The 26312-nt window shown below is 42.1% G+C and carries 28 protein-coding genes, 3 pseudogenes and 2 riboswitches; of the genes and pseudogenes, 26 read left to right on the forward strand and 5 right to left on the reverse strand.

The window, feature by feature from the left end; translation table 11 throughout:
• Window positions 1-265 precede the first annotated feature (265 nt).
• Window positions 266-886, forward strand: a complete 621-nt coding sequence (gene kapD, locus CVD19_RS20515) for a 3'-5' exonuclease KapD (protein WP_101585049.1) — start codon at window positions 266-268, stop codon at window positions 884-886.
• Window positions 887-1018: 132 nt separating this feature from the next.
• Window positions 1019-1121: riboswitch (SAM riboswitch) on the forward strand.
• Between the two features lie 238 nt (window positions 1122-1359).
• Window positions 1360-2463 carry a 5-methyltetrahydropteroyltriglutamate--homocysteine S-methyltransferase gene (locus tag CVD19_RS20520; RefSeq protein WP_101585050.1) on the forward strand — a complete coding sequence of 368 codons (1104 nt, stop codon included), beginning with the start codon at window positions 1360-1362 and terminating at the stop codon, window positions 2461-2463.
• A 119-nt stretch (window positions 2464-2582) separates the two neighbouring features.
• Here the strand turns inward: CVD19_RS20520 and CVD19_RS20525 are convergent, their stop codons facing one another.
• Window positions 2583-2963 carry a kinase-associated lipoprotein B gene (locus tag CVD19_RS20525; RefSeq protein ID WP_101585051.1) on the reverse strand — a complete coding sequence of 127 codons (381 nt, stop codon included), beginning with the start codon at window positions 2961-2963 and terminating at the stop codon, window positions 2583-2585.
• 337 nt (window positions 2964-3300) lie between these two features.
• Here CVD19_RS20525 and CVD19_RS20530 point away from each other — a divergent pair.
• The 11 genes and pseudogenes from CVD19_RS20530 (at window position 3301) to CVD19_RS20580 (ending at window position 10117) form a co-directional block, all read left to right on the forward strand.
• Window positions 3301-3829: pseudogene (locus tag CVD19_RS20530) on the forward strand (peptidylprolyl isomerase).
• Between the two features lie 83 nt (window positions 3830-3912).
• Entirely contained in the window at window positions 3913-4125 is a 213-nt protein-coding gene (locus CVD19_RS20535) for a hypothetical protein (protein ID WP_101585052.1), read from the forward strand.
• 200 nt (window positions 4126-4325) lie between these two features.
• Window positions 4326-4781 (forward strand): hypothetical protein, encoded by a 456-nt coding sequence (locus CVD19_RS20540; RefSeq protein WP_101585053.1) that lies wholly within the window; start codon window positions 4326-4328, stop codon window positions 4779-4781.
• A 568-nt stretch (window positions 4782-5349) separates the two neighbouring features.
• Window positions 5350-5718, forward strand: a complete 369-nt coding sequence (locus CVD19_RS20545; protein ID WP_101585054.1) for a YwqH-like family protein — start codon at window positions 5350-5352, stop codon at window positions 5716-5718.
• Between the two features lie 43 nt (window positions 5719-5761).
• The gene (locus tag CVD19_RS20550; protein WP_101585055.1) at window positions 5762-6043 is read left to right on the forward strand and encodes a YwqI/YxiC family protein; all 282 of its coding nucleotides are present in this window, start codon (window positions 5762-5764) and stop codon (window positions 6041-6043) included.
• A gap of 20 nt (window positions 6044-6063) precedes the next feature.
• Window positions 6064-7584 (forward strand): ribonuclease YeeF family protein, encoded by a 1521-nt coding sequence (locus CVD19_RS20555; protein WP_101585056.1) that lies wholly within the window; start codon window positions 6064-6066, stop codon window positions 7582-7584.
• 525 nt (window positions 7585-8109) lie between these two features.
• Window positions 8110-8253, forward strand: coding sequence for a glycine zipper domain-containing protein (locus CVD19_RS24280; RefSeq protein ID WP_142383552.1), 144 nt, complete (start codon window positions 8110-8112; stop codon window positions 8251-8253).
• Window positions 8254-8364: 111 nt separating this feature from the next.
• Window positions 8365-8697, forward strand: coding sequence for a hypothetical protein (locus tag CVD19_RS20565; RefSeq protein WP_101585058.1), 333 nt, complete (start codon window positions 8365-8367; stop codon window positions 8695-8697).
• A gap of 23 nt (window positions 8698-8720) precedes the next feature.
• Window positions 8721-9056 carry a hypothetical protein gene (locus CVD19_RS20570; protein WP_101585059.1) on the forward strand — a complete coding sequence of 112 codons (336 nt, stop codon included), beginning with the start codon at window positions 8721-8723 and terminating at the stop codon, window positions 9054-9056.
• 27 nt (window positions 9057-9083) lie between these two features.
• Window positions 9084-9887 carry a hypothetical protein gene (locus tag CVD19_RS20575; RefSeq protein ID WP_101585060.1) on the forward strand — a complete coding sequence of 268 codons (804 nt, stop codon included), beginning with the start codon at window positions 9084-9086 and terminating at the stop codon, window positions 9885-9887.
• Between the two features lie 32 nt (window positions 9888-9919).
• The gene (locus CVD19_RS20580) at window positions 9920-10117 is read left to right on the forward strand and encodes a hypothetical protein (protein ID WP_101585061.1); all 198 of its coding nucleotides are present in this window, start codon (window positions 9920-9922) and stop codon (window positions 10115-10117) included.
• A 26-nt stretch (window positions 10118-10143) separates the two neighbouring features.
• Here CVD19_RS20580 and CVD19_RS20585 read toward each other — a convergent pair whose 3' ends face one another.
• Entirely contained in the window at window positions 10144-11313 is a 1170-nt protein-coding gene (locus tag CVD19_RS20585) for a MalY/PatB family protein (RefSeq protein ID WP_101585062.1), read from the reverse strand.
• Between the two features lie 88 nt (window positions 11314-11401).
• Here CVD19_RS20585 and CVD19_RS20590 point away from each other — a divergent pair, with 88 nt between their 5' ends.
• Window positions 11402-11665, forward strand: coding sequence for a DUF1871 family protein (locus tag CVD19_RS20590; protein ID WP_101585063.1), 264 nt, complete (start codon window positions 11402-11404; stop codon window positions 11663-11665).
• Between the two features lie 18 nt (window positions 11666-11683).
• Here CVD19_RS20590 and CVD19_RS20595 read toward each other — a convergent pair whose 3' ends face one another.
• Window positions 11684-12541 (reverse strand): alpha/beta fold hydrolase, encoded by an 858-nt coding sequence (locus CVD19_RS20595; protein WP_101585090.1) that lies wholly within the window; start codon window positions 12539-12541, stop codon window positions 11684-11686.
• A gap of 220 nt (window positions 12542-12761) precedes the next feature.
• On the opposite strand from CVD19_RS20595, the gene CVD19_RS20600 reads away from it, so the two are divergent.
• The 7 genes and pseudogenes from CVD19_RS20600 (at window position 12762) to CVD19_RS20630 (ending at window position 19775) form a co-directional block, all read left to right on the forward strand.
• Window positions 12762-13262, forward strand: coding sequence for an Lrp/AsnC family transcriptional regulator (locus tag CVD19_RS20600; RefSeq protein WP_101585064.1), 501 nt, complete (start codon window positions 12762-12764; stop codon window positions 13260-13262).
• Window positions 13262-14428, forward strand: a complete 1167-nt coding sequence (locus CVD19_RS20605) for an aminotransferase (protein ID WP_101585065.1) — start codon at window positions 13262-13264, stop codon at window positions 14426-14428. The genes CVD19_RS20600 and CVD19_RS20605 overlap by 1 nt, the downstream gene beginning before the upstream one ends.
• 1064 nt (window positions 14429-15492) lie before the next feature.
• Complete coding sequence (locus CVD19_RS24995) at window positions 15493-15630, forward strand: hypothetical protein (protein WP_180953721.1); 138 nt, start codon at window positions 15493-15495, stop codon at window positions 15628-15630.
• Between the two features lie 141 nt (window positions 15631-15771).
• Window positions 15772-16065: pseudogene (locus tag CVD19_RS20615) on the forward strand (transposase); the annotation flags it as partial.
• Window positions 16066-16532: 467 nt separating this feature from the next.
• Complete coding sequence (locus tag CVD19_RS20620) at window positions 16533-17156, forward strand: ABC transporter ATP-binding protein (RefSeq protein ID WP_308314888.1); 624 nt, start codon at window positions 16533-16535, stop codon at window positions 17154-17156.
• Window positions 17153-17698 (forward strand): hypothetical protein, encoded by a 546-nt coding sequence (locus CVD19_RS20625; RefSeq protein ID WP_101585068.1) that lies wholly within the window; start codon window positions 17153-17155, stop codon window positions 17696-17698. Before CVD19_RS20620 ends, CVD19_RS20625 begins: the two co-directional genes overlap by 4 nt.
• Window positions 17688-19775, forward strand: coding sequence for an ABC transporter permease (locus CVD19_RS20630; protein WP_219620109.1), 2088 nt, complete (start codon window positions 17688-17690; stop codon window positions 19773-19775). Before CVD19_RS20625 ends, CVD19_RS20630 begins: the two co-directional genes overlap by 11 nt.
• 188 nt (window positions 19776-19963) lie before the next feature.
• Here CVD19_RS20630 and CVD19_RS20635 read toward each other — a convergent pair.
• Window positions 19964-20161, reverse strand: a pseudogene (locus tag CVD19_RS20635) (helix-turn-helix domain-containing protein); the annotation flags it as partial.
• 228 nt (window positions 20162-20389) lie between these two features.
• Between CVD19_RS20635 and CVD19_RS20640 the strand changes: the two are divergent.
• The 4 genes from CVD19_RS20640 (at window position 20390) to CVD19_RS20655 (ending at window position 24075) form a co-directional block, all read left to right on the forward strand.
• Entirely contained in the window at window positions 20390-20947 is a 558-nt protein-coding gene (locus CVD19_RS20640) for an RNA polymerase sigma factor (RefSeq protein WP_101585071.1), read from the forward strand.
• On the forward strand, window positions 20940-22232 hold the full coding sequence (locus CVD19_RS20645) for a hypothetical protein (protein WP_101585072.1): 1293 nt from the start codon (window positions 20940-20942) through the stop codon (window positions 22230-22232). Before CVD19_RS20640 ends, CVD19_RS20645 begins: the two co-directional genes overlap by 8 nt.
• A 140-nt stretch (window positions 22233-22372) precedes the next feature.
• Window positions 22373-22759 (forward strand): S1 domain-containing post-transcriptional regulator GSP13, encoded by a 387-nt coding sequence (gene yugI, locus CVD19_RS20650; protein ID WP_101585073.1) that lies wholly within the window; start codon window positions 22373-22375, stop codon window positions 22757-22759.
• A gap of 122 nt (window positions 22760-22881) precedes the next feature.
• Window positions 22882-24075 carry an ornithine--oxo-acid transaminase gene (locus CVD19_RS20655; protein ID WP_101585074.1) on the forward strand — a complete coding sequence of 398 codons (1194 nt, stop codon included), beginning with the start codon at window positions 22882-22884 and terminating at the stop codon, window positions 24073-24075.
• 80 nt (window positions 24076-24155) lie between these two features.
• On the opposite strand, the gene CVD19_RS20660 is transcribed toward CVD19_RS20655, so the two are convergent.
• The gene (locus tag CVD19_RS20660) at window positions 24156-24389 is read right to left on the reverse strand and encodes a DUF378 domain-containing protein (protein WP_101585075.1); all 234 of its coding nucleotides are present in this window, start codon (window positions 24387-24389) and stop codon (window positions 24156-24158) included.
• A 215-nt stretch (window positions 24390-24604) separates the two neighbouring features.
• On the opposite strand from CVD19_RS20660, the gene CVD19_RS20665 reads away from it, so the two are divergent.
• Window positions 24605-25768, forward strand: a complete 1164-nt coding sequence (locus CVD19_RS20665; RefSeq protein ID WP_101585091.1) for an iron-containing alcohol dehydrogenase — start codon at window positions 24605-24607, stop codon at window positions 25766-25768.
• 244 nt (window positions 25769-26012) lie between these two features.
• A riboswitch (cyclic di-GMP riboswitch) is annotated at window positions 26013-26109 on the forward strand.
• The last annotated feature ends 203 nt before the right edge of the window (window positions 26110-26312 follow it).

Below are 26312 nucleotides of genomic sequence, written 5' to 3' on the forward strand. Positions count from 1 at the left end.
AGTCCCCTGTGATTTTTTCATGTACCCGTCCTGTCATCTTTCATGATATTTGTATGGGCACAGCAAAGCTCAGGTGATAAGCATGAAGGATGCTTCTATGATCAGGAAGCGACGGATCATATGGAAAACAGTTGTAAACTATCCATAATAAAAAGTTCCAGAAAAATAAGAAAATTAGATTAGCAGCATGCTATAATAATAAAAATGTACTGAACCAGAATAGCATAATCAAAGACAAAGAGGCTCTCGGAAAGTTGGGGGAAGAATGAAGGAAAAGATCCGCACGTTATTTATTGATTTTGAGTTTACCATGCCCGGACGCAACGGCAGGCAAACTGGCTTCTATCCAGAAATCATTGAGGCCGGGATTGTGGCCGTTGAAGGAGGCGATATTATCGAAGAATTTTCCTCCTTTGTTATCCCGGTTCTGTTCCCAAAATTGTCGGAGCGCTGCAAATCGTTTTTGGACATTTCCCAAGCACAGGTAGACAGTGGGATAACATTGCACAATCTTGCTGCCAAACTGGAAAAAATGGCCGGGCAGGCACCATGCGTGGTTGTTACATGGGGGAACATGGACATGAAAGTACTCCGCGATAATTGCCAGAAAGCAAGCCTTCCATTTCCACTGTCAGGCAGGGAAGTAGATTTGTCGATGGAATACAAACGGTTTTTCGGGGACCAGAACCAGACCGGGCTCTGGAAAGCAGTCCAGGAGTATGGCAGGGAGGGCATCGGAAGACATCACCGTGCACTGGACGACGCAATCACTACATTCCATATTTATAAGCTCGTCGAGAGAGACAAACAGTACCTTAAAAAGCCCCAGCCAACTACAATAGGTGACCGGGTTGATTTTTCCAAGCTGTTTAACAATTTCGCCTAAAAAGCCAGATCCTTTATCGGCCATCTGGCTTTTTGCGTAAAAGAGTCTTCAGGGCGTGCTTTTTGATTTCATTGTTGACAGTTTGTCTTATAAAGTATATATTAAAATTAATAACTTAATATTTCCAATTTTTTCTTATCAAGAGAGGTGGAGGGACTGGCCCTTTGAAGCCTCGGCAGCGGACTTTTTAAAAGTACTGTGCCAATTCCAGTAGCATGATGCTACAAGATAAGAGGAGCAGGTAATCCATTCGTGTTTATAACCCCTCTTCTTATTTTTTAGAAGGGGGGTTTTTGGTTTTTAAATTAATTGAAGAGGCGATCTATTGTCCACAGTAAAACAAGCATGATAAGCCGCGCCAGAACCATCGCGCATCACAGAAATAACAATAATCATTATCCGGTGAAGAAGAACTTTGTCGACGTCATTAAAAGGTTTTAGTTCAAAATTGAAATAACAGGAGTGGATTTTATATGACAAAAACATTAGTTAAAGCTCCATTTAGAGCAGATCATGTAGGAAGTTTATTGCGGCCAGAGAGAATTCATAAGGCGAGAAAAGAATTCCAGGAAGGTCACATTACTCCACAACAATTGCATGAAATTGAAACAGAGGAAATTAAAAAGATCGTCGATAAGCAAATTGAAGTAGGCCTGCAAGCTGTTACAGACGGAGAATTTCGCCGCAGGTTTTGGCATACGGATTTTCTGGAACATTTGAATGGGGTAGAGGGCTACATTCCTGAACATGGGTTTAAATTCAAAGGAGAGGAAACGGAAAGGTACGATGTGCGTATTAATGGGAAAATTTCCTTTAATCCGGATCATCCACATATAAAGGACTTTATTGAATTTAAAGAAATCGTTGGGGACCGTGCCATCCCAAAACAAACTATCCCAAGTCCAAACCAATTATTTAATGCGGGTATCCGCAACCATGAAATTTATCCAGACATTAATGAATATGCCGATGATATTATTAATGCATATCGCGAGGCAATCAAAGCATTTTATGATGCAGGCTGCCGCTACTTACAGCTCGATGATGTTTACATAGCCGGCCTTAATGCTCCTGAAATTCCATTTAATGATAGTGGTTTTTCCCGTGAAGAATTAATTGAGCTCGCATTACGTGTGGTTAATGGCGTATTGGAAGATAAACCGGTAGATCTAATAGTTACGACTCACCTTTGCCGTGGTAACTACCGATCTAATTGGGCATTTGAAGGCAGTTACGCCAAAATCGCCCCAACGTTATTTGCAAAAGAAAAAGTAAACGGATTTTTCCTGGAATATGATGACGACCGTTCTGGAGATTTTCAACCATTGGAACACATTCCAACTGGGGGTCCCCAAGTGGTGCTAGGCCTGTTCACATCGAAACATGGTCAATTAGAAGATAAAGAAAACATTAAAGCGCGTTTGAATGAAGCAACAAAATATGTCCCGCTAGAGCAACTGTGCATCAGTCCTCAATGCGGCTTTGCTTCTACTCATCATGGCAATATTTTGACCGAGGAAGAACAATGGAATAAGCTGAAGTATATTGTAGATATTTCTAAGGAAATCTGGGGTTAATATTTAAGCGAACGGCTTTAGAAGGCTGTTCGCTTTTTTTGCGAAATTCTCTGTAGTGACGTAACAAACAATCAAAATCTCCCCACTCGATGGAGAGGGGAGATAGACTACGGTGAGAATCATTTAAAATAATCTTTTTCCAAAGATTCAATGTTTTTTAAGCTCTGTACTGCCCATGGGGAAGGATCATCTTTCAATTCGTTTCGCAGTTTTTCCACCGCATCGCTCAGTGAATCCAGGTAGTCGGGAATGTCTTCACCATAGGGCTTGGCCATCTGTTTTGGAACGTTCGCCTGCTCCCTGAATGACAGGGCCTTGCGCTCATGGAAAATTCCGACATCTGTGTCTTTAGGATGATGGAGGTCTCCTTGCATTGGGTGCTTGAGGACGCCCAGGACACGCACCAAATAATGCTGGGGGCGCACTTCTGTAATTTCCCCTATGTACTTTCCTGTTTTATAAATGGCGGTCACTGTTTCGCCGACCTGTAATTCAGACATGTAACTACTTCATCCTTTCTGGCCCTATTTTTCTTTCATTATGAACGAACCGAAAAGAAAAACAAAGTGCAATGCACGCCTGAATGTATTAAAGTTTGATATATATAATCGAAACACAAAACTTAGCCGGAGGGATAAAATGCAGAAGGCAGGCATTTTTGCTTTGTTAACAGTGGCAATGCTATTGATGGGTGCATGCGGGACAGGCAAAGGTATGGATTCGGATGGCCAGGTGAAAGAAGGAAACAATGCTTCGGAAACAGAAAATAAGGAAGTTGACGATAAAGAATATCCTCAGCTTATAACTGAAGTGCAGGAGAACGAACGATTGGTGGAAATGGAAACCACGATGGGAATAATTAAGATTAAGCTATTCCCTGAACAGGCGCCAAAGACAGTTGAGAATTTTATTACCCACAGCAAAAACGGGTATTATGACGGCCTGATTTTTCACCGCGTCATTCAGGATTTCATGATTCAGGGCGGTGACCCGCAAGGAAACGGCACCGGCGGCGAAAGCATCTATGGTAAAGCATTTGAGGACGAATTCTCAAAGGAACTGTTTAATATTCGCGGCGCTTTGTCGATGGCCAATTCCGGTCCGGATACAAATGGCAGCCAGTTTTTCATTGTCCAGAACAACTCTCTTGATGAGGATATGAAGGGACAGATGAAACAGGCTGGGTATCCTGACGATGTCATCAAGGCATATGAAAACGGAGGCACCCCGTGGCTGGATTTTAAGCACACAGTGTTTGGCCAGGTCATTGAAGGAATGGAAGTAGTCGACAAAATTGCTGCTACGCCCGCTGGTCCTAATGACAGAAGAAGATGTGGTCATTAAAAAAGTCACGGTCGTGAAGTAAATCTTCTAATGTTGGTTCCTTGGAAAAGGGATTGATATAATATTGGATGGAATGATTGGCATTTCGGCGGAAAGGAAGACTAAATGATGCACTGGTTCGTTCTGTCACTTTTCTTGTACTTTCCTGAAGATAAAAGTGAATATGTCCCTGCGGCTATTACTTGTTTGATATTCTTGATTGGCGCTGTCGTGACGATGAGGCTGATTATGAGGGTTTCCAAAAAAGAAGCCGAAAAAGCGACGCAGTTAGAATTGGAACTAAAACAAAAAATGGACGATGCAGGAAAGAACAGCTAGCGGCTGTTCTTTTTTTTGTGGGAAAAGCGGAGGTTGTCATTTGGAAAGTGCCTGGGGTTGCAGTTCATGAGTTCAGAAAAAATTTCGAACATTTTTCAGAAGGATGTTTAATAAGTTTAAAAAGGGGTAAAAAAGTATTTTCTTTACCCCTTTAAATGGATATAATATGATTTATATTTATTCAAATAGGGGTATGTAAATTGGAAATTATTCAAATACAAAACCTTGTTCAAGGTCTGTTGGAACGGTCCGGCAGCAATGCTGAAGTAAAACTGGAGTCATTTTTTCCAGGGAACCGATTCGCCGGTGGCAAATACTCCACAGGGACTCATACTGTAACTTTATACATGGAAGAAATCAAAGCACAATGCTTGCAACTGTTTTCTACACTGGAATTGCTGGCCGATTATGTAATGGTGGTCTTTGCCCATGAGCTCGGCCACGCGGAAGACGCGGAGCTTAAGACTTTAATCGAAATAAGTGACCAGTCATCGAACGATTTAGCAAAAAACACAATTGCGCTTAAGATCGAGCAAAATGCATGGGACTACGCCCGCAGGCTTTTGCCCGAAATAAATCACACTTTTATGGAAAAAATCATTCGCCATTCATTAAACCCATATCACGAGGCACTTGGCATGGAGCAAATCGCATAATCTCCAGGAGCAGGCAAAAAAAGAATGGGTTGCAGAAGGAGAAAAAGAAAACAAGAGGGTGGTTTTCCAAAAGCCACTGAAACAGTTGCTTCAAATAAAAAGGCAGAAACTCTTACATTTAGTGAGGATTTCTGCTTTTTTCTATAGTATCTGATTTAAGTGTGTCCATCGAAGGTTCCCTCCCTATATAGAAATCTATAATATTGCGGGCTGGGGGGTAACGCTTAGGCGGAAAGCTTCCCCTTTTCCAAATGTACGGCTGGACCACCCTTGTTTATTACACGCTTAACTTTTTATCCGAATTACCTAATATTATCCTTTATTTTATTAAATATAGGAATAATTACGTGCCAATTAGGGTATATGAAGTTAATTGATTTGCAACAACCCGAGAAGAAAAGGGTATAAATACCTATACGCCAAGAGGAAAAATAAACCAAAAACCCTAAACTGCAAACCTGTCCCCTATGGTATATTAAAATAGACTAAATTTTTCACTTATTAGACAAAAATCGATGTACATACTGGACAATTTGGTTATCAAAATGAGCAAGAGGTGAATTCATTCATGTCATTGCCATACTATTATGAATTGCTACGCGAAAAAAAGGAGCAGCTACGGCGTCTTCAACATTGCCAGGGAGAATTGCAGGGCTCGCAACAGGAATTTAACTACTACAAAAGGCTGGTGGCAGATCCTCAACTGTCTGCTGCCACATGGAAAGGAATGCGTGCTTCGGAATTTGACCAGATCCGTAACGGCCCGATGATGGGCAGCTACGAAGATATCATCGGCCCGCAGTTTTCGGCGGCATTAGGCGCGTTGTCCACAAAGATAATACAGATCGAAGGGGAAATTCAGTCAATCAGGCAAGTCATTGCCAACCTTGAGGCCGAAGAACGGAGGGAGCGGGAACGCGCCCAGGCGGCAAAATAAATCTAGCGAAAACCTTGAACTATTGTGACAGGAAGTGATTTATATGAACGCGGAAATTAAAATAAACTATGGCGAAATCCAAGAAACACTCTCACAATTTAAAGCTGCCGCCGAAAGCATGGAAACATCTGTCCCTGCCGGAGCTTTCGGAAGCACTCAACTCGATGTTGCCAGGAAGTTGGACGAGTTGAACCAATTACTTCAGCAGGTTCTCGTCTCCTATAAATCTTTATTATTATCAAATATCAACGGTACCGAACAATCAGTCCAGAGCATGAAGGAAGCGGACCAACAGGTTGCAGGACAAATCGCCCAAATGCGTTAGATGGAGGTGCACAGCTGCGTATGAAAGTATTAGACGTCAGCGAATTGGAATCCGCAATCAGCAAATTAAAGCAAAGCCTTAAAGAAAAAAGGGAACAAGCGGAGAATACAGGAACCGCCGCATACGACTTTGTTCATACCCATACATATTTCAGCGGCCAGGGCGCAGATGCGATCCGGTCCTTCTATTCTGACGCCCATCTCCCCTTTCTCCGATTTTTCGAGAATTTCATCGATGAATACACACGATTCCTTGATAATATGAAGAACGCGCTGGAAGAAGTCGAACCATCCAGTGATGGATTTATCCACCAACAATTTCTGGAGGGCGAGCTTACGGCCGGATTGAATAAAACGAAAAATACGACCATTCAGCTTACAGACGAAGCGAACGCCATCATGGCAAGCGTTCATGATATCGTCTCCCTGCCCCGGATTGACGATCACTACTTCGTCCAGCAGGTAAGAAATGCCGAAAAAGATATCGAAACGTCCATTGAGAAGCTGGTGAAATTCGACCAGGAGCAAACAAAAGAGCTCTCCTACATTGAACATGACATCGAAATCATGAAAAATTACGTCTCAACGATCCAGTCCATGTTCCAGGGGAAAAAGATTTCCATCAATGCATACAAAAGCGGACAGTTGGATGATATCGCAGATTATAAGAAGCTTACAACCGAGTTGAGTGCGGAAGAAACCGGGAAAACCGCCTTCTCATTTCTGGACTTCTTTGCGGATATCAACCAGCAGATGAGTACGGGGGATAATATTCTGGTAGGATCACAGGTTCTAAAGCTTGGTGTGACTGCATGGTGGTCAAGGCATCTGGAAATCAATTATCTTGGCGGCAAACCTTCACTTTGGAACAGGCTTAAAGGAGATTACCGCTTTACCGTGCGGGCCCCGGAATCCTGGACGGCCAAAACCGGGTATAGCTCAAAGGTGGCAAAATGGCTTAAAGACTTTAAAGGTAGGACACCATCCAATGCATTAATGAAGCAGCTCCACCGTTGGGTATCAACTTACAACACCCCTTCCCATCTCCTCAAGCATTTAGCGGGTTTCCCAAAGAATGCAAGTGGAATTTTGAAGGGGGAAAATTTCAGCACCAAATATATTGAAAAAGTAAAATTCGGGACAAAGGATTTAGTCCAGACAGCAGCAAGAGCAAAGGGATTGACGAATGTCGCCAAAGGGATACCGGGCGTAGCCACATTTATTTCAGTTGCTTCCAATGCTGCCGAATTAGTTGATCCCGGCAATAAGAACATGGGCTTCAGCGAAAAATTTGGACGTGCTATTGCAGGGTTTGGAACAGATGCCTTGGCAATTGGTGCAGGAGCAAAAATTGGAGCCGCAATTGGAAGCTTTGGCGGACCAGTCGGGATTGTTGTTGGAGGAGCTATTGGTGGCCTTGTTGGTGGAATTGCAAGCTCTACAATCGGAGACAAAGTCAAGGACGTCGGTGGAAAAATAGGCAAAGAAATTGGAAAGGGAGTTAAATCAGCATATAAATCCATAAAAAGCTGGTTTTCCTGAACAAACCATAAACAAACAATGTCAGAATTTAAGGGGAAATGAATTCTATTGTGGAAAATTTTATAACTTATTTTGAGTACTTGTTAGCAATGATGATGGGTACCCAAGCAGTCTATGCCTTTTGTATCTTCCTGCTAGGTGAGACTATGATGACCTGGTTTGAATGGGGATATTACGAAAAACCAAAAGGAATTTACCAAAGATGTCAAAATTGGTTCTTTGACTGTTTCATAGGTATGGGCTACTACATATACAAAAAATTGGGCAAATATCCATGGGTCTGGAGAAAACTATATTTTCTAGTGATTATCACGGTAATATCCTTTGCCTTTATGTTTATTTTTATGGCAATTTCCGATTTGCTCAGATGGATGCTGTTGTGACTTTTCTTAAGGAGATATTCAGATTTCTTAAATAAGGTGAACCTTTATTAAGTGTTGCCTTTTTTGGCTAATTCACGAAGAAATGCAAGACTCAATTCGTTTAGTGAGAAGTTAGGAAGAGCAGCTGGAGGTCTTGCTACTGATGCATTGGCAATTACTGCTGGAGCAAAAGGCAGGAGCTTTAATTGGTACCGCTGTTGGGGGGCCAATTGGTTTTGCAGTGGGAGGTGCAGTAGGGGGCTTACTAGGTGGTCTTGCTAGCTCCAAATATGGTGAAGCAGTATAAGATTTTGGAGGAAAAATTGGTAAAAAAATAGGGAAAGGTGTAGACAAAGCTATTAAATCAGTAAAAAGCTGGTTTAGCTAATCATCATTAAGTAGAGTTGGGGTTATTTCCATGGGAGTTATAATAGAGTATTCCGAATATGCGGTAGCTATGTTAATGGTTGCTCAAATTGTTTATGGATTTACCCTCCTTGTATTCGGTGAATCGATGATGTCCTGGTTTGCCTGGGGTTACTATGATCGACCCGAATCATGGACACAAAAAACGCAGAACATATGGATGAATTTGATGATTGGTTCAGGTTACCATATTTATAAAAGGCTATTAAAATATTCCTGGGCTGTTCGAAAAGTTTTACTTCTGATTATGTTGTTATTACTTTCAATCCTGTTTATTATTGTCTTTAACATAATTTTCGGGCTGTTAAGATGGTTGCTTTTATAGGATTAGCAATAAGAGGTATTGGAATGGAAACCTTTATAACCTATGTTGAGTATTTAGTCGGAGGCATAATGGCCACGCAAGTTGGCTATGCATTAGCAATCCTTATTGGCGGAAGAATTGTGACAGATTACTATGAGTGGGGCTACTATGATAAGCCGGAAAGCTTTTTGGACAAGGCGCAGAACATCTTCCTCGATACCTTTTTGGGGATGGGCTACCATATCGATAAGAAGTTAAGAAAAAAATATTCCTGGATTAAAAGAAAATTGTTATATTTATTGATTATCACAGGGATTTCAATCGTCTTTATTTTTAGCTTCTTTAGTATTTCAGATCTTTTGCGCTGGCTGCTTTTGTAGCAAGCCACTATGTAAGGGGGAACAAGAATGCAGTATTTAATGACGTGTTCGACGGAGGAGCTTGCCCTGCTTGTCACGATGTGTGATTATCCACATGTCGCCAAAGGGATCGCGGAGGCCTCACTTGGTGAAAAAAGTCCCGAGGAATGGGAAGCAATTATGGAATCTGCCTCCCGACAACTGATGGTAAAAGGATTTTGGGACGATGAAAAATTTGAAAGCGGCGAAGTGCCGCTGGCTGATGAAATGCAGGAGTTCATCAAGCAGTATGTCGAGTCAAAAGGGATGCTTCGCTGCTCGGATGCGCCGCGTGAGAGCGTCCTGATGCTGCACCATCTCGAAGGCCAGAGCTGGCTGAGCCATACGATCCACAGGGATATCATCCATGAATTTGTCTACATAACAAATGAAGAGATTCCTGAAACAATTAAACAATATTACTCTTTTGAATTCGACGGCCAGCTTTCTGACCCAATCCATTTCAGCCTGTCCGATGAAGCATTCGACTTGTTGAGCGACCCTGCTGCACAAGAAAAGGTCTGCTTTATGAGTGATTTTTCTAAGGAAGAACAACAAGGCTACGAACGCTTTGTTGGTGATTTGCAGTCAAAAAACTGGATGCTATACAATATTTCATTTTTTCATATCCCGGATCTCAAGGAGGATCCATCTCTGGAGAACATCACCTTTTTCCTTCCATCACAAAGCGGAATGTGGATGATTGAATACAATGATAAGCAGGCACGACCTGTTCAAGTACAGCTTGCAGGCAGCGATGAATGGAACTCCCTTCTGAAAGGAATCAGTACAGTCACTGCATTTGCCGGCTGATTTCCTCCCACACGCAGGTCGGGCCTGACATTATGCTCATTAAGATTCTTGCTGTCAGCATTCTCGCGGAAAAGAGGGCTATACGCGCGAAAAACAGCATCATTCTTGCGGAAATAACACTTATTCTCGCGAAAACGTGGGCCATTCTTGCGAAAACATGGGCCATTCTCGCGAAAACGTGCGCCATTCTCGCGAAAACACCAACTAATTTCGCCATTGACAAAAAATAGAGAGCGCAAGCTGCTCTCTACTTTTGTCATGAAAATGCTTTTTTTAACCGCTCAAGCCCTTCTAATAAAGTCTCCTGCGGGCAGCCGAGGTTCATCCGTACAAATCCTTCTCCGCCAGGGCCGTATTTTGGTCCAGGCTCGAGTGCAAGCTTTCCTTTTTTAAGCAGGCGTTCTTTTATTTCTTCATCCGTTAGTCCCAGCTTTCGGCAGTCCAGCCATAGCAAGTATGTTCCCTCTGGCACCATCGGCTCAATGCCTGGAAGCTTTTCCCGTATGAAGTGATCAGCAATCGCAACATTCTGCTGAAGATAATCCAGAAGCTGGTCGAGCCAGTCCTCCCCATAAAGATAAGCGGCCTCCATTCCGACAATACCGAAAGTATTCAGTGTGAATATCCCCTGTTTCTGCTGCTGGGCTTTAAAAGCAGCATGAAGAGTGCTGTCAGGGATGATGACAGCTGAAGCCTGAAGGCCGGCAAGGTTAAAGGTTTTACTGGGGGCAATACAGGTAATCGTAATGTTCTTGAATTCTTCCTTAATCGAAGCAATCGGCACATGGCGATGCGGTTTAAATATCAGGTCCGAGTGGATCTCATCCGACAGAATGAGGCAGCCGTACTTCAGGCAAAGCTCGCCGATTTTGGTGAGTTCCTCTATTGTCCAGACAGCGCCTCCGGGATTATGAGGATTGCAAAGCAGGAATAATTTAACGCCTTGACGCAATTTTTGTTCAAAATCTTCAAAGTCAACCACATACCTGCCGTTTTCAAGCTTTAGCTGAGAATTAACAACCACCCGGCCATTCTTTTCGATCATATTAAAGAAAGGTGTATAAACAGGGGATTGAAGAAGGACCTTGTCTCCCGGGTTTGTGTAGGCAAGTATGGCGGTACTGATGGAAGGTACGACGCCAGGGCTGTAAAGAAGCCATGAGCTGCGGACATCCCATCCATGCCTGCTCGCAAGCCAAGCCTGGACAGCTTTTGCGACAGACGGGGGCACAAATGTATAGCCATAGATCCCATGTTCCATCCGGCTTGAGATTGCTTCTTTCACTGCCTGCGGAGGCAGGAAATCCATGTCCGCGACCCACATTGGCAGCACATCCCGGGAGCCGAACAGCTCCCTTGTCATCTCCCATTTCACAGATGCTGTATTTACCCGGCTGACCGCCTTATGAAAATCAATTTTTTCCATCATGCCACCGCCTTTATTCGAATAAGTTAATCTGCTTATATTTATGATAAAATAAATTCTAAAATATGAACAATATTAGGTGATATATATGGACAGACAACAATTGAACATCAGGCTGGCCATTGCATTGAACGAGTGGGATCCATTTGGGGTGGGGGAAGGAAGTTACGATCCCGAAGTGGCTGACAGCGTCCAGGCCGTCCATGATTTATCACGGCCGGAGGAACTCGCATCAAGGCTCCAGGCGATTTATGAATTTTCTTTTGAAAAAATAATCCCGTTCGCAAAATGCCTGGCCATGGCAATAAAATTGCTCCAAATGAAAGAAGAACAAGATTCCTGCGCGTTATAAAGACATAAACGGCGGCCATCACTGGCTGCCGTTTCCTTCAACTGAAGGTGCTTCCAATACAAAATTTTTGATATATTGGTAAACTTCGTTTGGTTTTTCCTCCGGAACCAAATGGCCTGTTTCCTTCAGGACAACTAAATCAGCGTTCTGCAAATCATTTTTGAGCCGTCTGCCTATATGAAGCGGTACCACTTTATCATGTTCCCCCCAGATGAGAAGGCAGGGGGTTTTAATTGTTTTTAAAGCTTCGGAGTTTAAATCTGCCTCCCTATGGCGGATCATGTTGGTCAGCGCTTTAAAAATATCGTCCTCCAGAAACGGGGTAAGGTAGCCATACAGCATTTCGTCATTGATCATCGAATGGTCGTACACAACTTGTTTCAGGTTTTGCTTTACCCCTGATTTCGCCAAATAAAACTTTACATATAAATAGAAGTATGGAAGGTAACTCGAGATAATAAGCGGCAGTCCGGACCTTTTTAAATACCCCGAGCTGCACAGCAAAACGGCCTTTTGTGCGACATCAGGAAAATGATAAAGAAGGTTCAATGAAATTTGCCCTCCCATTGAATGGCCGATGATATGAAAATTGGCAATTCCCAGTGTCTTCAAAAGCTCCACAACCGTTCCCGCCAAGTTTTTATATGAATATTTGAATTTCGAGGATTTACCGCTTTTGCCAAACGGAGGCAAGTCCACCGAGATGACGGTGAAGTCTTTGCGCAGCAAAGGAATGAGGTGCCTGAAGCTGAAGGATGAGGAAAGGAAACCGTGCAGCAGCACCACTGTTTCGTTCGATGAATCATGCGGATAATGTTCATAATATAAATCAATGCCCTTGACGGTAGTATATGCGGCAAAAGAATCAGTTTCGATCAAGACCTTCACTCCCTAAATGAAACTATGTATATCATTGTACCCCGTATTGCCCGATAAATCCTTGCAGCTATCAATAATGGTCTATGTCTTCTCTATTTCCCTGTTTTCAAAATCACACATCGAAAAAATGTAGAAAATAATAAGATTGGAACATATAATTTGTCAGATTCTTCTGTTATAATGGAAATATTTTATGAGGTCAAGGAGAGGGAATTTTATGAGGCTCACTGGTAAGGAACTTGAAGTAGTGGAAATACTTGAAAAAAATGCCCGGGTTTCAATTGAAGATTTGGCCAGCATGGCTGGACTGACGGAAGAGGAAGCAGAAGCGGCGATTAAAAAGCTTGAAGAATTAAAAATTGTGGTCAGGTATCCCGCAGTAATCGACTGGTCCAAAATCGATGGGCATGAAGGTGTCACTGCGATGATTGATGTGAAAGTCACACCGAAGCGCGGAGTCGGATTCGATGAAGTAGCCCGCAGGATTTACCGGTTCCCGGAGGTAAAATCGGTGTACTTAATGTCCGGTGCCTATGATTTATCAGTCATTATCGAAGGCCGTTCCATGAACGAGGTGGCCCGGTTTGTGTCTGAAAAACTATCGACCCTTGAATCGGTAATTTCGACAACAACTCATTTTATCCTGAAAAAATATAAGCATGACGGGACGATTTTCGAGCCTGGCGAAGAAGACAAACGGATCTTGGTGTCGCCGTAATGAAAGTGACGAAGAGCTATTTGTCTCAATCGGTTGAACAGTTAAAGCCATCCGGGATCAGGCGTTTCTTCGACCTTGCTTCAAGCATGGAAGGTGTCATTTCACTGGGGGTCGGGGAGCCTGACTTTGTGACACCGTGGGCTGTCAGGGAAGCGGCCATCATGTCCCTTGAATCTGGATATACTTCTTACACAGCCAATGCAGGGCTGATGGAGCTCCGACAGGAAATTGCAGACTATCTGTCAACCCATTTTTTTGTATCTTACCGTGCAGAGTCGGAAATTATCGTTACTGTCGGGGCGAGCCAGGCGATCGACATTGCCCTGCGCGCGATTGTGGACAGTGGAGATGAAATCATCATTCCCGAGCCCTGCTTTGTGTCGTACAGCCCGCTTGTAACACTGGCCGGCGGAAAGCCTGTCCATGTCCAAGCCTTAAAGGAAAATGAATTTAAGATATTGCCGCACCAATTGAAAGAGGCAATTACTGAAAAAACAAAGGCCATCCTGCTTTGTTCCCCCAATAATCCGACGGGAACGTTATTAAACAGGGGAGAATTGTTGGAAATAGCCCGCATTGCCAGGGAGCATGACCTGCTCGTCATTTCAGATGAAATTTATGCAGAGCTCGTCTATGATGAGCAATACTCCAGCATGGCAGCCTTAGAAGGAATGAGAGAACGGACAATATTGGTCTCCGGTTTTTCAAAGGGATTTGCGATGACGGGCTGGCGGCTCGGTTATGTATGCGCTCCGGAAGAAATTGCCCAGGCCATGCTGAAAATCCACCAGTATGCGATGATGTGCGCTCCGACAATGGCCCAATATGCCGCACTTGAAGCATTACAGACTGGGTGGGCGGATGTGGAAGAAATGAGGAAAAGCTATAGACGAAGGCGCAATTATATGGTCAGGTCCCTGAATGAGCTGGGGCTGGAATGCCATCTTCCAGGAGGAGCTTTTTATGTTTTTCCTTCCATCCAAAGGACGGGAATGACATCTGAGCAATTTGCTGAGAACCTCTTGATGGAGGAAAAAGTAGCCGTAGTTCCGGGGAGTGTTTTCGGAGAAAGCGGTGAAGGCTTTGTCCGCTGTTCATATGCATCGTCACTCGAACAGCTTCAGGAAGCAATAAGCCGGGTCAGCCGTTTCATGGCAAGGCATTAAAAGAGGCAGACTGGACATTTGGTTAGAACGCAAAAAAAAAAGGGACTACCGAATCCGGTTGTCCGCTTCAAAAAGGGGGGAATACTAGAAAGCCTTATGGTTTAAGGTTAACCAGTTTCCCCGTTGTTTATACAGATGATCTGATAATTTTTTAATTACAGCGGTGGTTCAGCTGCTATTTTTTTTGGAAAAATAATTCACTTCTATTATTGAAAGGATTTTGTTTTAGCATTTATCTTGTGTATTTCAAAAACATGGAATCAGGTAAATTTTAGAAATTTATTGTTAAATTAATCCACATTTAATATGATAAAGATACAAATTAATTGTTAGATAATTTGAATATCATTATACTTTATGCAACTTTAATTATCTAAATAAATTACACCTTAGATTTCCCACCATACTGTAAATGGGAGGTGAATCTATTAAGGAAACGGTGAAGTGAACAAAACTTACAGCGAGGAGACTTCTTATGAGAAATAAAACTGTTGAATGGATTGGTTTTTTCCTAGTTTTATCTTTTTTGATTGCCATAGGAATTTTAAGATACAGAGAAATTGTGTACTCGGCAGCCGAGAATATGCCGAGAATATATTGTATGTTTTGATAGGAGTAATAGGATTATCGACAATCATATATGCATATATAAAAAAAAATAAGATACTGTGAGGTAAGGGAGCGAAACCAGTCCAGGATCTTACTGCCGATGATTGCTGCATTTTAAAGATGACTAACTGCCCGTTCACTCTATTGATAAAAAATGAACCAAGATAGCAGAGAGGGGTAACCCTCTCTCTTTTAGTCTTTTCTAAACTTCACAATAATTTTTATTCTGATGACAAAAGTATTCATCTTTTTTAGTGTATAAACGTTTATCAAATAATTCCAATAATAAACACTCGTAACTATATACTCGGTAAAAAACACTCCCAAAAAAAGGAATTTTCATGGTAAATGTTTAATTACTCTTTAAAAGATTTAATTTGGAGAGGAGTAATTAAAAAGCCTAAGCGAATAACCTTTGAAAATACAGCCGTTCGAATTGAAGAGTAAAGAAAGCTATGAAAGAAACAAAGGATAAGCGCCTTTTCGAGCGGTATCAATGCATTTATTTGCTTCTTTCCGGAGAAACCCAATTGAACATTTCCAAGATTCTTAACCGCGACAACGGTACGATTGGGGATTATGTTAAGGCTTAGTTGTGCTTCCGGTTTGGAAGGTTTCAAGACGAAACATTTTCCTGGAAGGCCGCCGTAACTTACACCCGAACAAGAGAAAGAACTGTACCAGACCGTCGCAGAAAAAACGCCTGCGGATATGGGATTCCCGGCTAATATAACTATTGCAAGAGGCTGGGTATCCGTCTCAGCGGCCGGAAGCATGGACGCCCATGAAAAGAGGATGATACGGTTCAAAAAGGGTTTGCGAAAAGTGATGCATCGGAACGAAACGCAGTTGAGGGATAATTTGGGGAAGGCAAGCGCAGTTATGGGCTGGGCCTTATTCGTGCATGCCTTAAGGGCACCAGCGAAACAGTGTTCGCCGTCCAATTCCTTATATTGAATCTAGAGCGAAAGCTCAGAGTTCTTTTTTGCCATTTTTTCAGAGTGTTATTCGGAGGCTTGGCTGAATGAAGAATTATCGGTTTGTAATTCGTTCAGCAAGCCCTAAATAGCGCTTATGTTCAGATATTTTGTCTTAACCAGTGAAATGTGTTTTGAGGGCGACACGAAGAGCTAAGGCTCTTATTTTTTTTGCTTGAAAAAGATGTAAAAACGCTGTTTCGGTTGACATGTAATAATTACGGCAATCCACAGAGTGAATAAAAAACATATAAAAGAATGAAACGAGTTTATGATAATTATTTAAATGTTTTATGTAACATTTAAATAATTAGTAACGTTGTATTAAGGAAATCAGGATAGCCCCCTAATTATAGGAGTTGATAACAATGGTCATGTAATGGCTCATTAATAACGGTATCTTTTTGGTTTTTTGTAAGTGTTGGGTACAGTTGGTTCGGATAGACAGGAAAGGGTGATAGTTTGAGCAATCTAGAGTTAGCTAATGTATTAAGCTTTTCAAAAATAAAGCTTCAGAGATTCCCGTTCTTAAAAATATTAATTTAACCTTGCATCAAGGAGAATTTGCGGCAATTGTAGGTCCTTCAGGCTCTGGAAAATCAACGTTATTAAGTATTATTGGCACCCTTGAAGAACCGACAAGCGGAATTGTCTCATTTGATAAACTCGAAGTTCAGAAACTTGATCAAAAGAAGCTGGCAGACTTCCGCTTTAATAATATCGGTTTTGTATTTCAACAATTTCACCTGTTACCCACATTAACCGCCAAAGAAAATGTCATGGTTCCCCTTGTATCAAGAAAAGTTGATTTTGATAAAAATGAGAGGGCAAAAGAGCTACTTTCGAACCTGGGTTTAGGTGATAAACTAGATTTATTCCCTTCACAGCTGTCTGGGGGTCAGCAGCAACGTGTTGCCATTGCCAGGGCACTTATTAATAAACCCACATGGATACTGGCCGATGAACCCACCGGTAATTTAGATTCTAAAACGAGTTTTGAGATATTTAATCTGCTTCGCAGCTTAAATAGCGAACAAAATTGCGGTGTAATCTTTGTCACCCATGACCTCTCACTTGCCCAGATGTCAGATAAAGTCATCGAATTAAGTGATGGCGAAATTTTGGATGAGGCGATAGTATGATCCAAATCATTTGTAAGAATTGGTGCCGCCACAAGGAGCGTTTTATCCTGGTGTTAATAGGTGTGCTAATCATTAGTTCGGGATTAAGCTACCTGGTCGGGTTGACTGAGACAAATAAAGGAACGGTAGTAAACACGCTTGAAAAGAATTGGAAAGCTTCTTATCATATCGTCGTTCGGCCACCGGGAACAAAAAGCCTGCCAGAAAAAAGTGGACTTATGGATCCAAATTATCTTAGCGGGTTAAATGGCGGCATTTCACTGAAACAATATGAAAAAATAAAAAATATTACAGACATTGAAGTAGCTGCTCCAATTGCTGTAATTGGATATTTGCCTCTAAGTGTAAGCATGGGAACCTTCACGCCACCAAAAAATGAGACGGGAATTTATAAAATTAAGTATATAGAGGTAGTGAGAAATGGCTTTAGAAACCGGATTCAGGCATTGCATGAAAATTATTTTGTATCTGGTCCTTGGAACAAGACCATAAATCAAAATAAGACTCCCTATGGAGCACATCCATGGATTAATGGACGGTAATCATACGATAACAAACAGAAACATGCTAGTAGGTGTAGACCCTATAGAGGAAGCCAAATTAGTTGGCTTAGACAGGGCAACCACATTAAATAATGGAAGCAGCAGATATTTTGTAGCGGAAGATAAACCCTATGTTTTAGATAAAAACTTAAATAATCTAAGAATCCCCATTCTTTTGAGTTCTGACCCTTTTGCAGATACAAATTATACCTATCAATTAGAAAAGTTAGACCTTTCAATTCCAGATGAGAGTGAAAAGCTTGGTAATTATATGGACGGAATCAAGGAAAAAGGAGGTCTGGCTTATTTAGAAAATATATCTTCTAAAATTACTGAAACTCGGGAATATTCATCCAGAAAAACATATAGTGTCATATTCGATAATTTACTAGGTGAAAAAGATAGACGCCTTGGGGCTTCACATGTTGACAAGAGTACCGTTTTAGATATTCAAGCTGGTCCCTTATCTTATAAGACCATTAAAAGTCCATATCCTGATAAATGGCCAAGTGCATTAAAAGTGGAGCCAGTCGACACCACACTTCCATGGGCAAAGGAAAGAACGTATGCATTTAGAGAAGCAATGGCTTTTTTTCCGAAAAGTAATGACAAAAATAAGATTCCTGAATTTGTGAGATTAGATTTAGATATTATTGGGGCTTATGATCCGAAAAAATTAAGTATGGCTAAAGATCCGCTTACTGAGCTTCCAATGGAAACCTATCGTTCCACAAGTGCTAAACTCGTATTGGATTTTAAGGGAGAACCAATTAATCCCCCAGTAAATCTTAAAGGTACCAATAATCCATTAGATTTTTTACTTCAACCCCCTACAGCTTTAACTACCCTTGAGGCTGCCGGCCTAATTTCCGAGATTACAGGTAAAAAGCCTATCTCTGCGATACGAGTAAAAATCAAGGGAGTTGACAGTATGGACGAAGATGCCCAAAACAAACTAGAAACCATAGCGGATGACATAACAAAACAAACAGGATTGATAGCAGATATTACACTTGGCACCTCACCTCAATCCGTACTAACCTACGTGCCCGAAAATAAAGGTATGCCTGCTCTAGGTTGGGTTGAGCAACCCTGGATAAAACTAGGAGCGGCCTTTACTATTTATAAAGAAACAAAACTCGGATATTCAGGCATTATTTCAGCAGTCCTTCTGGTTGCGATTGTATATGTGTTTACAACTAGATTCATCTCCTACCTGACTTATCGCAAGCAATACGCTCTATTGCTTGCGGTTGGCTGGCAACTGCAAAGTGTTAGAAAAATGATCCTTCTAGAATCAATCATCCTTGGCTCATTAACTGCTGTTATTATATGGGGAATCGAGGCCATCGCGAAGGTAACCATGGATGCACCTATATCAGTGATAGGGGTGTTTATTTCGGGATTAATCGGGTTTCTCATTTACTGTATTGCGGGATGGCTTCCAGCTCGGATGGCCTTAAAAATTAAACCGTATGAGGCCATCCGAACAGGTGAGACGAATCAAAACATGAAACGACTCCTCTATAACAACAGTATATTAAGCCTTGCTTTCCAATACCTTGCAGGCCGGATGAATAGAACAATGCTTTCCATCTTTACACTGGCAGTGTCTGTTACATTGCTCATCCTATTTCTATTTATCACCCTCAGGCTTAAAGGCGTGCTTTATGCAACTTATCTAGGTGAATATATTGCAGTGGAAATCGGGGAGATACATTATGTTGCTGTATCCATCTCCTTGCTCATTGCAATTCTGACGACTGCTGAGATAATGTGGCAAAATGTGGTTGAAAGAAAACCAGAGATAGCTTTATTGAAAGCACTAGGATGGAGGAATGGTACAGTCCGAAGTCTAATTCTCTATGAAGGATTTCTATGTGGAATGGTGGCAGGGATTATAAGCTTGTTGTTATCTGTTCTGATGATTATTCTTATTTATCACTCCATTCCTTATGAGCATGTAAGTTTATTGCTCTTTCCCGTTCTCATTCCAGCTTTTGCAGGAATGCTGGGAGCCTTAATTCCGTCAGAAATGGCAGTGAGGATTTCTCCGGCAGTGGGAATAAAAAAGTAACATCTTATTTTCCTATTTCACGTTATCATAGGAATAAAACGTATCAAATAAAAAGTCCTAAATGTAGCGGCCAATAATCATACCGTGTTGGCTGCTAATTTTAGGACTTCATAATTGACTGTTCACAGACCTTTAAGGAAATTAAGAGTGCAAAATGTAGAAGTCTATTGCAGAATTCTTGGCTGATATGCTTGTTCCATGAGTTCAGAAGCTGGTACATCAAGTACAGTTGAAAATTTTAAAATGGTTTGTGTATTAGGCACTTTTTGGCCGCTCTCGTATTTTTCTATAGTGTTAGGGCCAACCCGCATTTTAAAAGCCAGTTCTTCCTGAGTCAAATTCAGTCTCTCGCGGCAAAGTTTAATATTTTGGCCAATTGCAGACATGGTTTTTCACCCCTTTTGGAAAATATTGTCTTATTACTGATTATACCATGGAATGTTTTATATAGACGGTCATTTAATGAACATTTCGTTACATCATTAGAACGCGTCAATGAGAAAAGTTGCGAGGAAAAATTTTTTACAAGAAAAACGAAACAATCAAATAAAAAGCTTCGTTCCATGGACGAAAACAATAATAAACCGACAAAGAAAAACTGAAGGGGGATAGGGATGAACGAGGAAGATTTAATTTATCGGGCCCGGGAAGGAAGCATGCAGGCTTTCAGTGAATTGATAGACATTTATTCACCGATCGTCAGGAGATTTGCGTTTCAGCTCGGCAACCACCATGATGACATAGACGATATCACTCAGGAAGTCTTTGTAAGAGTTTACCGGTTTTTGAGCCAGTTTTCACAGGCAAAATTCACGACCTGGCTTTATAAATTTACCTTAAATGTAACCAGGGACTTTGCCCGCAGTAACCGGAGGCATATGAAAAAGGTGTGGAGGTTCAAGAACGAACCCGAGTCCTCTGATCAGCTGGTCGAGAACAGTCTACTGCGTTCGGAGGATGACAGGGTTCTGCATGAATGCATCCAAAAACTCGATGAAAAATACCAGGTCCCTATCATACTTTTTTATTTTCATGAAAAGCGCTACGAAGATATCGCAGAGATTCTTAGTATCTCCCTTGCCAATGTAAAAACACGGCTGTTAAGGGGCAAAGAAAATCTGAAAAAGCTGCTTGCAGACGCAGAAAAGAGGGAGGGTAAGTACCATGGATGATACATTGTTTGAAGAACGGATGACCAGTTTAAAGACAGCGTATGACAGCATGCGTCCAGACACTGACAGGGCAGGGATCCTCGCTGCAATTAAAAAAGAGGAAAAAAGGCATAGATCCAAGCCATTTTATGATTTCCCATATGTCGCCAGTTTTATCGGAATAGGCATGATCGCCGGCATATTTCTGATGCAAACCATCGGGCAGAACGAATCCCCCACCCAATCCCAGAATGGAAGTAAATCACCCGCCGTTGAAAGCAGGAGTAAGATCGAAGTAAGTAAGGCGGAAATCGATAATGCTTTTAAAGAGCTGCAGGATTATTATCGACAAAGGCATGAGCAAGTGGAGAAAACGTTAGGGATATCGATTGATGGGAATGTAATCGAATCTTATTTTCCAAAGTTAATAACTAATGAAAAACAAAAGCTGCTTACTTCAGAGGAAGGGGTAGGAGTTTCAGAGTTGGCAAATATCAAGAGTCAATTAAAAACTGAGATCGGTATGTCTTTCGTGACACCTTCCTCGCTGATAAAGAGTATGAATTCACAATCCCAAGATCTGGATTCCGGTAGTATCCATCAGTTAATTGGACAGTTGGACTCCTATTCAGTCGTTTATCAGGAAGTTTATAGGGTTATTTATGAATCCGATTTGCAGGAGATCTTACAAAATGGAAACCTGCACAGTACGATTGAGAAACTGAATAGCGGCGAGGGATTGGGCTTGGGCTCTGATAGATTGCGGATGTTTGCAAAAGGTGCAAGAGAAAATGGAGTGTTGTTTGCCGCAGAGGATGGCAAAATAATTACTCGCATCGATTACCGTGGAGTTGCTGAAAAACTAAAATCCACTATTTCTGACGACCTTTACAATTATTTCCACTTGAAGAGCACCCGCCTGTTTTCAAGTCAAGGTCAACTGCTTATTCCATGGAATGACCTGGGTGAACTTTTGGTCAGCTATGAAAAAAGTTTTCTCCAATCCCGGGATCCAGTGGTTAAAGACTTGATCGAAATGGAGGTTTCCTCCTTCCTGTATCCTGTATTTGTTCTTGGGCATCCTTCCAAATCTTTATTTAATGAACAATATATATTAAATGATGACGTAAAGGAAGCGTACTCCCAGTTAATAAAAAATCACCCGGAAACATTTACGGCTAAGGCAGTGGCTGATGAACTGGAAACTTTAAGACTAAATAATTTCGAAAAACCCGAACGTTTTAACAAGAGTGTGGTTTATCCTGCTTATATAACAGTTCAAGAAGAGACTGAGGAACGAAATTAAATTGGTTTAACATTAACTATTCAGAGGAAACACCCTTAATATAGAGCCATAAGTAACTTTGTATATTTCTCCTTGATGTGATATAATTTTTTATTGCGTATAAAAGGGAGAAAATATAAAAAGAATTTAGGAGTGTTTCCATGTCAGAAAATATTGAAGTAGGCAGTGTGTTAACAGGAAAGGTGACCGGAATCCAGCCGTACGGAGCCTTTGTTGCACTGGATGAAAATACCCAGGGCCTTGTGCATATTTCCGAAATCACGCACGGTTATGTGAAGGATATCAATGATCACCTTAAAGTGGGGGATGAAGTAAGCGTAAAGGTCTTATCTGTTGATGAAGCAGCTGGGAAAATCGGCCTCTCGATCCGCGCCACCCAGGAGGCGCCGGAAGTGCCGGCAAGACCAAGAAAGCCGCGCAAAAAGCCTGCCGCAGCTATCCAGCAGGATGACTCAGCACAAGGTTTCAACACATTAAAAGATAAGCTTCAGGAATGGATCGACCAATCCGATATCCAGAAAAAATAACAAAAAACCGGAGAAATCCGGTTTTTTTTATTTTTATTAAGGCTGTGAGGGGGTTCAAACAGACTTGTTAAAAGGTTACAATAACAGTGTCTACCCAATTTCAATTGGAACGGAGGAACAACATGACAACGAATACTTATTCACTGATTGAGCAAACAGAGAAATTTGGAGCGAACAATTACCATCCGCTGCCAATCGTGATTTCCAGGGCGGAAGGTGCATGGGTCGAGGATCCGGAAGGCAATAAGTACATGGACATGCTGAGTGCCTATTCGGCTGTAAACCAGGGCCACCGGCACCCAAAAATTATCCAGGCGTTAAAAGACCAGGCTGACCGGGTCACTTTGACATCAAGGGCTTTCCATAATGACCAGCTTGGCCTATGGTATGAGAAAATCTGCAAATTGACGAACAAAGAAATGGCGCTGCCAATGAACACTGGGGCAGAGGCAGTTGAAACAGCGGTTAAAACAGCGCGCCGGTGGGCATACGATGTAAAAGGCGTAGAGGAAAACCAGGCTGAAATCATTGCATGCACCGGGAACTTCCATGGCCGCACGATGACAGCGGTGTCATTGTCTTCCGAGGAAGAATACAAGCGTGGCTTTGGGCCGATGCTGCCTGGCATTAAGTTGATCCCGTATGGTGACCTGGAGGCATTGAAGCAAGCGATCACTCCGAATACCGCTGCCTTTTTGATCGAGCCGATCCAGGGTGAAGCCGGAATTGTCATACCTCCGGAAGGCTTCATGAAACAGGCCTTTGAGCTGTGCCGCGAAAACAATGTCCTATTTATCGCTGATGAAATTCAAGCGGGGCTTGCCAGAACCGGCAAAATGTTTGCATGCGAATGGGAAGGCGTTGAGCCGGATATATATATACTTGGCAAAGCACTGGGCGGCGGTGTGTTCCCTATTTCCTGTGTTGTTGCAAACAAAGAAATTCTTGGAGTTTTTAATCCAGGCTCACACGGTTCTACATTTGGAGGAAATCCGCTTGCGTGTGCCGTGTCCATCGCTTCCATTGATGTGCTGGTTGAAGAAAAACTCGCAGAGCGTTCGTTAAAGCTTGGAGAATACTTCATCAGCAAACTGAAAGAAATCGATAACCCATTAATTAAAACAGTCAGGGGCCGCGGCTTGTTTATCGGAGTGGAGCTGAATGAGCCGGCCCGCAAGTATTGTGAAGCCCTGAAAGAAGAAGGACTGCTGTGCAAAGAAACACATGATACCGTTATCCGTTTCGCCCCTCCGCTCGTGATAAGCGGAGAAGATCTTGATTGGGCGATCGGACGCATTAAAAAAGTTTTATCATAATAGTGAACAGCCCTGCAATTTCTGCAGGGCTCTATTTTGTGCAAAAATCCGTCAACGTAAGGCGGATCAATACATATCGTTTATCGCGATGGATTTGGCTGGGCCTGTTTTTCAGCTTGTTCACTTGGAGCAAACAGAAGGCCCAGGTTGATTAATCCTGCGATTCCAACCAAGCCGTAAATCATTCTTGCGACAGCTGAATCCTGTCCGCCGAAAATAGCTGCAACGAGATCGAACTGGAAGAATCCTACCAGTCCCCAGTTGATTGCCCCAATAATTGTGAGGACCAATGCCAGACGTTGTATAGTGCTCATGCGATGTTACCTCCTTATGTTGAACTACTATATAGATTGAATCCCGTTTGTGAAAATTATTCATGGGAAAATTCGAGTTTTTTCATGAAACAACTTGCTCATGCACAAAATAAAAACCGGTCGTGGCCAAGTTCCCAGATTAGGCACGGTGAGGGTAAATTTTTGCAATGGGCTGCACAATCGAACATAATAAATGTAAAAGGAAGGTGACTGATTTGGATAATTTTACATACTACAATCCAACAAAATTGATCTTTGGCAAAGGACAATTGGAACAATTGAAAAAAGAAGTTCCCCAATATGGAAAAAAGGTCCTTTTAGTCTATGGCGGCGGCAGCATTAAAAGAAACGGCCTGTACGACGCAGTCCTGAAAGAGCTTAACGAAACTGATGCCGAAGTGTTTGAGCTCTCAGGAGTCGAGCCTAACCCACGCCTCTCCACTGTCCATAAGGGAGTGCAGATTTGCAAGGAAGAAGGCATTGACTTTTTGCTGGCCGTTGGCGGCGGCAGCGTAATCGACTGCACGAAAGCAATTGCGGCTGGTGCAAAGTATGAAGGCGATGTGTGGGACATTGTCACGAAAAAAGCAGCAGCCAAAGAGGCACTGCCGTTTGGCACCGTGCTGACGCTTGCGGCGACGGGTTCTGAAATGAATGCCGGCTCTGTTATCACAAATTGGGACACGAACGAAAAATACGGCTGGGGAAGCCCGGTAACATTTCCTAAATTCTCAATTCTCGATCCGGTGAATACATTTACCGTTCCAAAAGACCAGACGATTTACGGTATTGTCGATATGATGTCACATGTTTTTGAACATTACTTCCACCTGGCAGAAAACACAGAGCTTCAGGACCGCATGTGTGAATCACTGTTGCTGACTGTGATGGAAACAGCGCCAAAGCTTCTTGAGGACCTTGAGAATTATGATTACAGGGCAACAATATTATACTGCGGAACAATGGCATTAAACGGAATGCTGTCAATGGGGTACCGTGGCGACTGGGCTACCCATAATATCGAGCACGCAGTATCTGCCGTACATGACATCCCACATGGCGGGGGCCTGGCCATCCTGTTCCCAAACTGGATGAAGCATAACCTTCACGTGAAACCAGAGCGCTTTAAGATACTGGCAGTCCGTGTGTTTGGTGTCGATCCTGAAGGTAAGTCAGATGAAGAAGCAGGGTTTGAAGGAATTGAAAGGCTTCGCGAGTTCTGGAATAGCATAGGCGCGCCATCCCGGCTTGCCGATTACGACATTGATGAGAGCACAATTGATGAAATGGCCGACAAAGCGATGGTAAATGGGGAATTTGGCAATTTTGCAAAGTTAAACAAGGAAGATGTTCTCGAAATTTACCGAAGATCTTTATAAAAACGAACAGAAAAAAGGTCCAGCACATGCTGGGCCCTTTTTGTGCTCTGTGTAGGAAAATCAGCATTTAATTTTCCTTTTATTCCTAATGACTTTTTGATTTTCCTGTGAATCGGACTATGTCGAATATCGAAGAATGAATGTAAAAACAAATTAAAGGCCTATATGTTTATGTGAAATTTTACCGGGTATTTTATGTACTGTAATCAAATTTCTTTTAAGGAATTGTTTACATAAAAATATCTCATGAAAATAGCAAACCACCTGAAAGGGTGGGACGCAAAGTCAGTAGTCTAAAGCCGCCACCTAAGTGGAAACGCTATGATCGTCCGACTGCCATGGAAAGCAACTTATTTCACTGGCAGTTTTTTTAGTGGAAAAAATGCGGGTATGTCTGCTGAAGATAAATTGATCGTTGACTATAGTGAGTAGTGCACGAAATTTGAAGTTGAAAACAATTCATAATTGATTGCGTTTACATATTATGATGTTCCTTGATTCTTGTCGTGTCTTTAGTTAAAGTGATAAGAGACTAAATAATAGG

The sequence above is a fragment of the Bacillus sp. T33-2 genome, assembly GCF_002860205.1.
Taxonomy (GTDB): domain Bacteria; phylum Bacillota; class Bacilli; order Bacillales; family Cytobacillaceae; genus T33-2.

Bases quoted from the DNA above. Each gene is read 5' to 3' on its own strand.
- kapD (WP_101585049.1), top strand. From the start codon at position 266: ATGAAGGAAAAGATCCGCACGTTATTTATTGATTTTGAGTTTACCATG.
- CVD19_RS20520 (WP_101585050.1), top strand. From the start codon at position 1,360: ATGACAAAAACATTAGTTAAAGCTCCATTTAGAGCAGATCATGTAGGA.
- CVD19_RS20525 (WP_101585051.1), bottom strand. From the start codon at position 2,963: ATGTCTGAATTACAGGTCGGCGAAACAGTGACCGCCATTTATAAAACA.
- CVD19_RS20535 (WP_101585052.1), top strand. From the start codon at position 3,913: ATGATGCACTGGTTCGTTCTGTCACTTTTCTTGTACTTTCCTGAAGAT.
- CVD19_RS20545 (WP_101585054.1), top strand. From the start codon at position 5,350: ATGTCATTGCCATACTATTATGAATTGCTACGCGAAAAAAAGGAGCAG.
- CVD19_RS20550 (WP_101585055.1), top strand. From the start codon at position 5,762: ATGAACGCGGAAATTAAAATAAACTATGGCGAAATCCAAGAAACACTC.
- CVD19_RS20555 (WP_101585056.1), top strand. From the start codon at position 6,064: ATGAAAGTATTAGACGTCAGCGAATTGGAATCCGCAATCAGCAAATTA.
- CVD19_RS24280 (WP_142383552.1), top strand. From the start codon at position 8,110: ATGCATTGGCAATTACTGCTGGAGCAAAAGGCAGGAGCTTTAATTGGT.
- CVD19_RS20565 (WP_101585058.1), top strand. From the start codon at position 8,365: ATGGGAGTTATAATAGAGTATTCCGAATATGCGGTAGCTATGTTAATG.
- CVD19_RS20570 (WP_101585059.1), top strand. From the start codon at position 8,721: ATGGAAACCTTTATAACCTATGTTGAGTATTTAGTCGGAGGCATAATG.
- CVD19_RS20575 (WP_101585060.1), top strand. From the start codon at position 9,084: ATGCAGTATTTAATGACGTGTTCGACGGAGGAGCTTGCCCTGCTTGTC.
- CVD19_RS20580 (WP_101585061.1), top strand. From the start codon at position 9,920: ATGCTCATTAAGATTCTTGCTGTCAGCATTCTCGCGGAAAAGAGGGCT.
- CVD19_RS20585 (WP_101585062.1), bottom strand. From the start codon at position 11,313: ATGGAAAAAATTGATTTTCATAAGGCGGTCAGCCGGGTAAATACAGCA.
- CVD19_RS20590 (WP_101585063.1), top strand. From the start codon at position 11,402: ATGGACAGACAACAATTGAACATCAGGCTGGCCATTGCATTGAACGAG.
- CVD19_RS20600 (WP_101585064.1), top strand. From the start codon at position 12,762: ATGAGGCTCACTGGTAAGGAACTTGAAGTAGTGGAAATACTTGAAAAA.
- CVD19_RS20605 (WP_101585065.1), top strand. From the start codon at position 13,262: ATGAAAGTGACGAAGAGCTATTTGTCTCAATCGGTTGAACAGTTAAAG.
- CVD19_RS24995 (WP_180953721.1), top strand. From the start codon at position 15,493: ATGAAAGAAACAAAGGATAAGCGCCTTTTCGAGCGGTATCAATGCATT.
- CVD19_RS20625 (WP_101585068.1), top strand. From the start codon at position 17,153: ATGATCCAAATCATTTGTAAGAATTGGTGCCGCCACAAGGAGCGTTTT.
- CVD19_RS20630 (WP_219620109.1), top strand. From the start codon at position 17,688: ATGGACGGTAATCATACGATAACAAACAGAAACATGCTAGTAGGTGTA.
- CVD19_RS20640 (WP_101585071.1), top strand. From the start codon at position 20,390: ATGAACGAGGAAGATTTAATTTATCGGGCCCGGGAAGGAAGCATGCAG.
- CVD19_RS20645 (WP_101585072.1), top strand. From the start codon at position 20,940: ATGGATGATACATTGTTTGAAGAACGGATGACCAGTTTAAAGACAGCG.
- yugI (WP_101585073.1), top strand. From the start codon at position 22,373: ATGTCAGAAAATATTGAAGTAGGCAGTGTGTTAACAGGAAAGGTGACC.
- CVD19_RS20655 (WP_101585074.1), top strand. From the start codon at position 22,882: ATGACAACGAATACTTATTCACTGATTGAGCAAACAGAGAAATTTGGA.
- CVD19_RS20660 (WP_101585075.1), bottom strand. From the start codon at position 24,389: ATGAGCACTATACAACGTCTGGCATTGGTCCTCACAATTATTGGGGCA.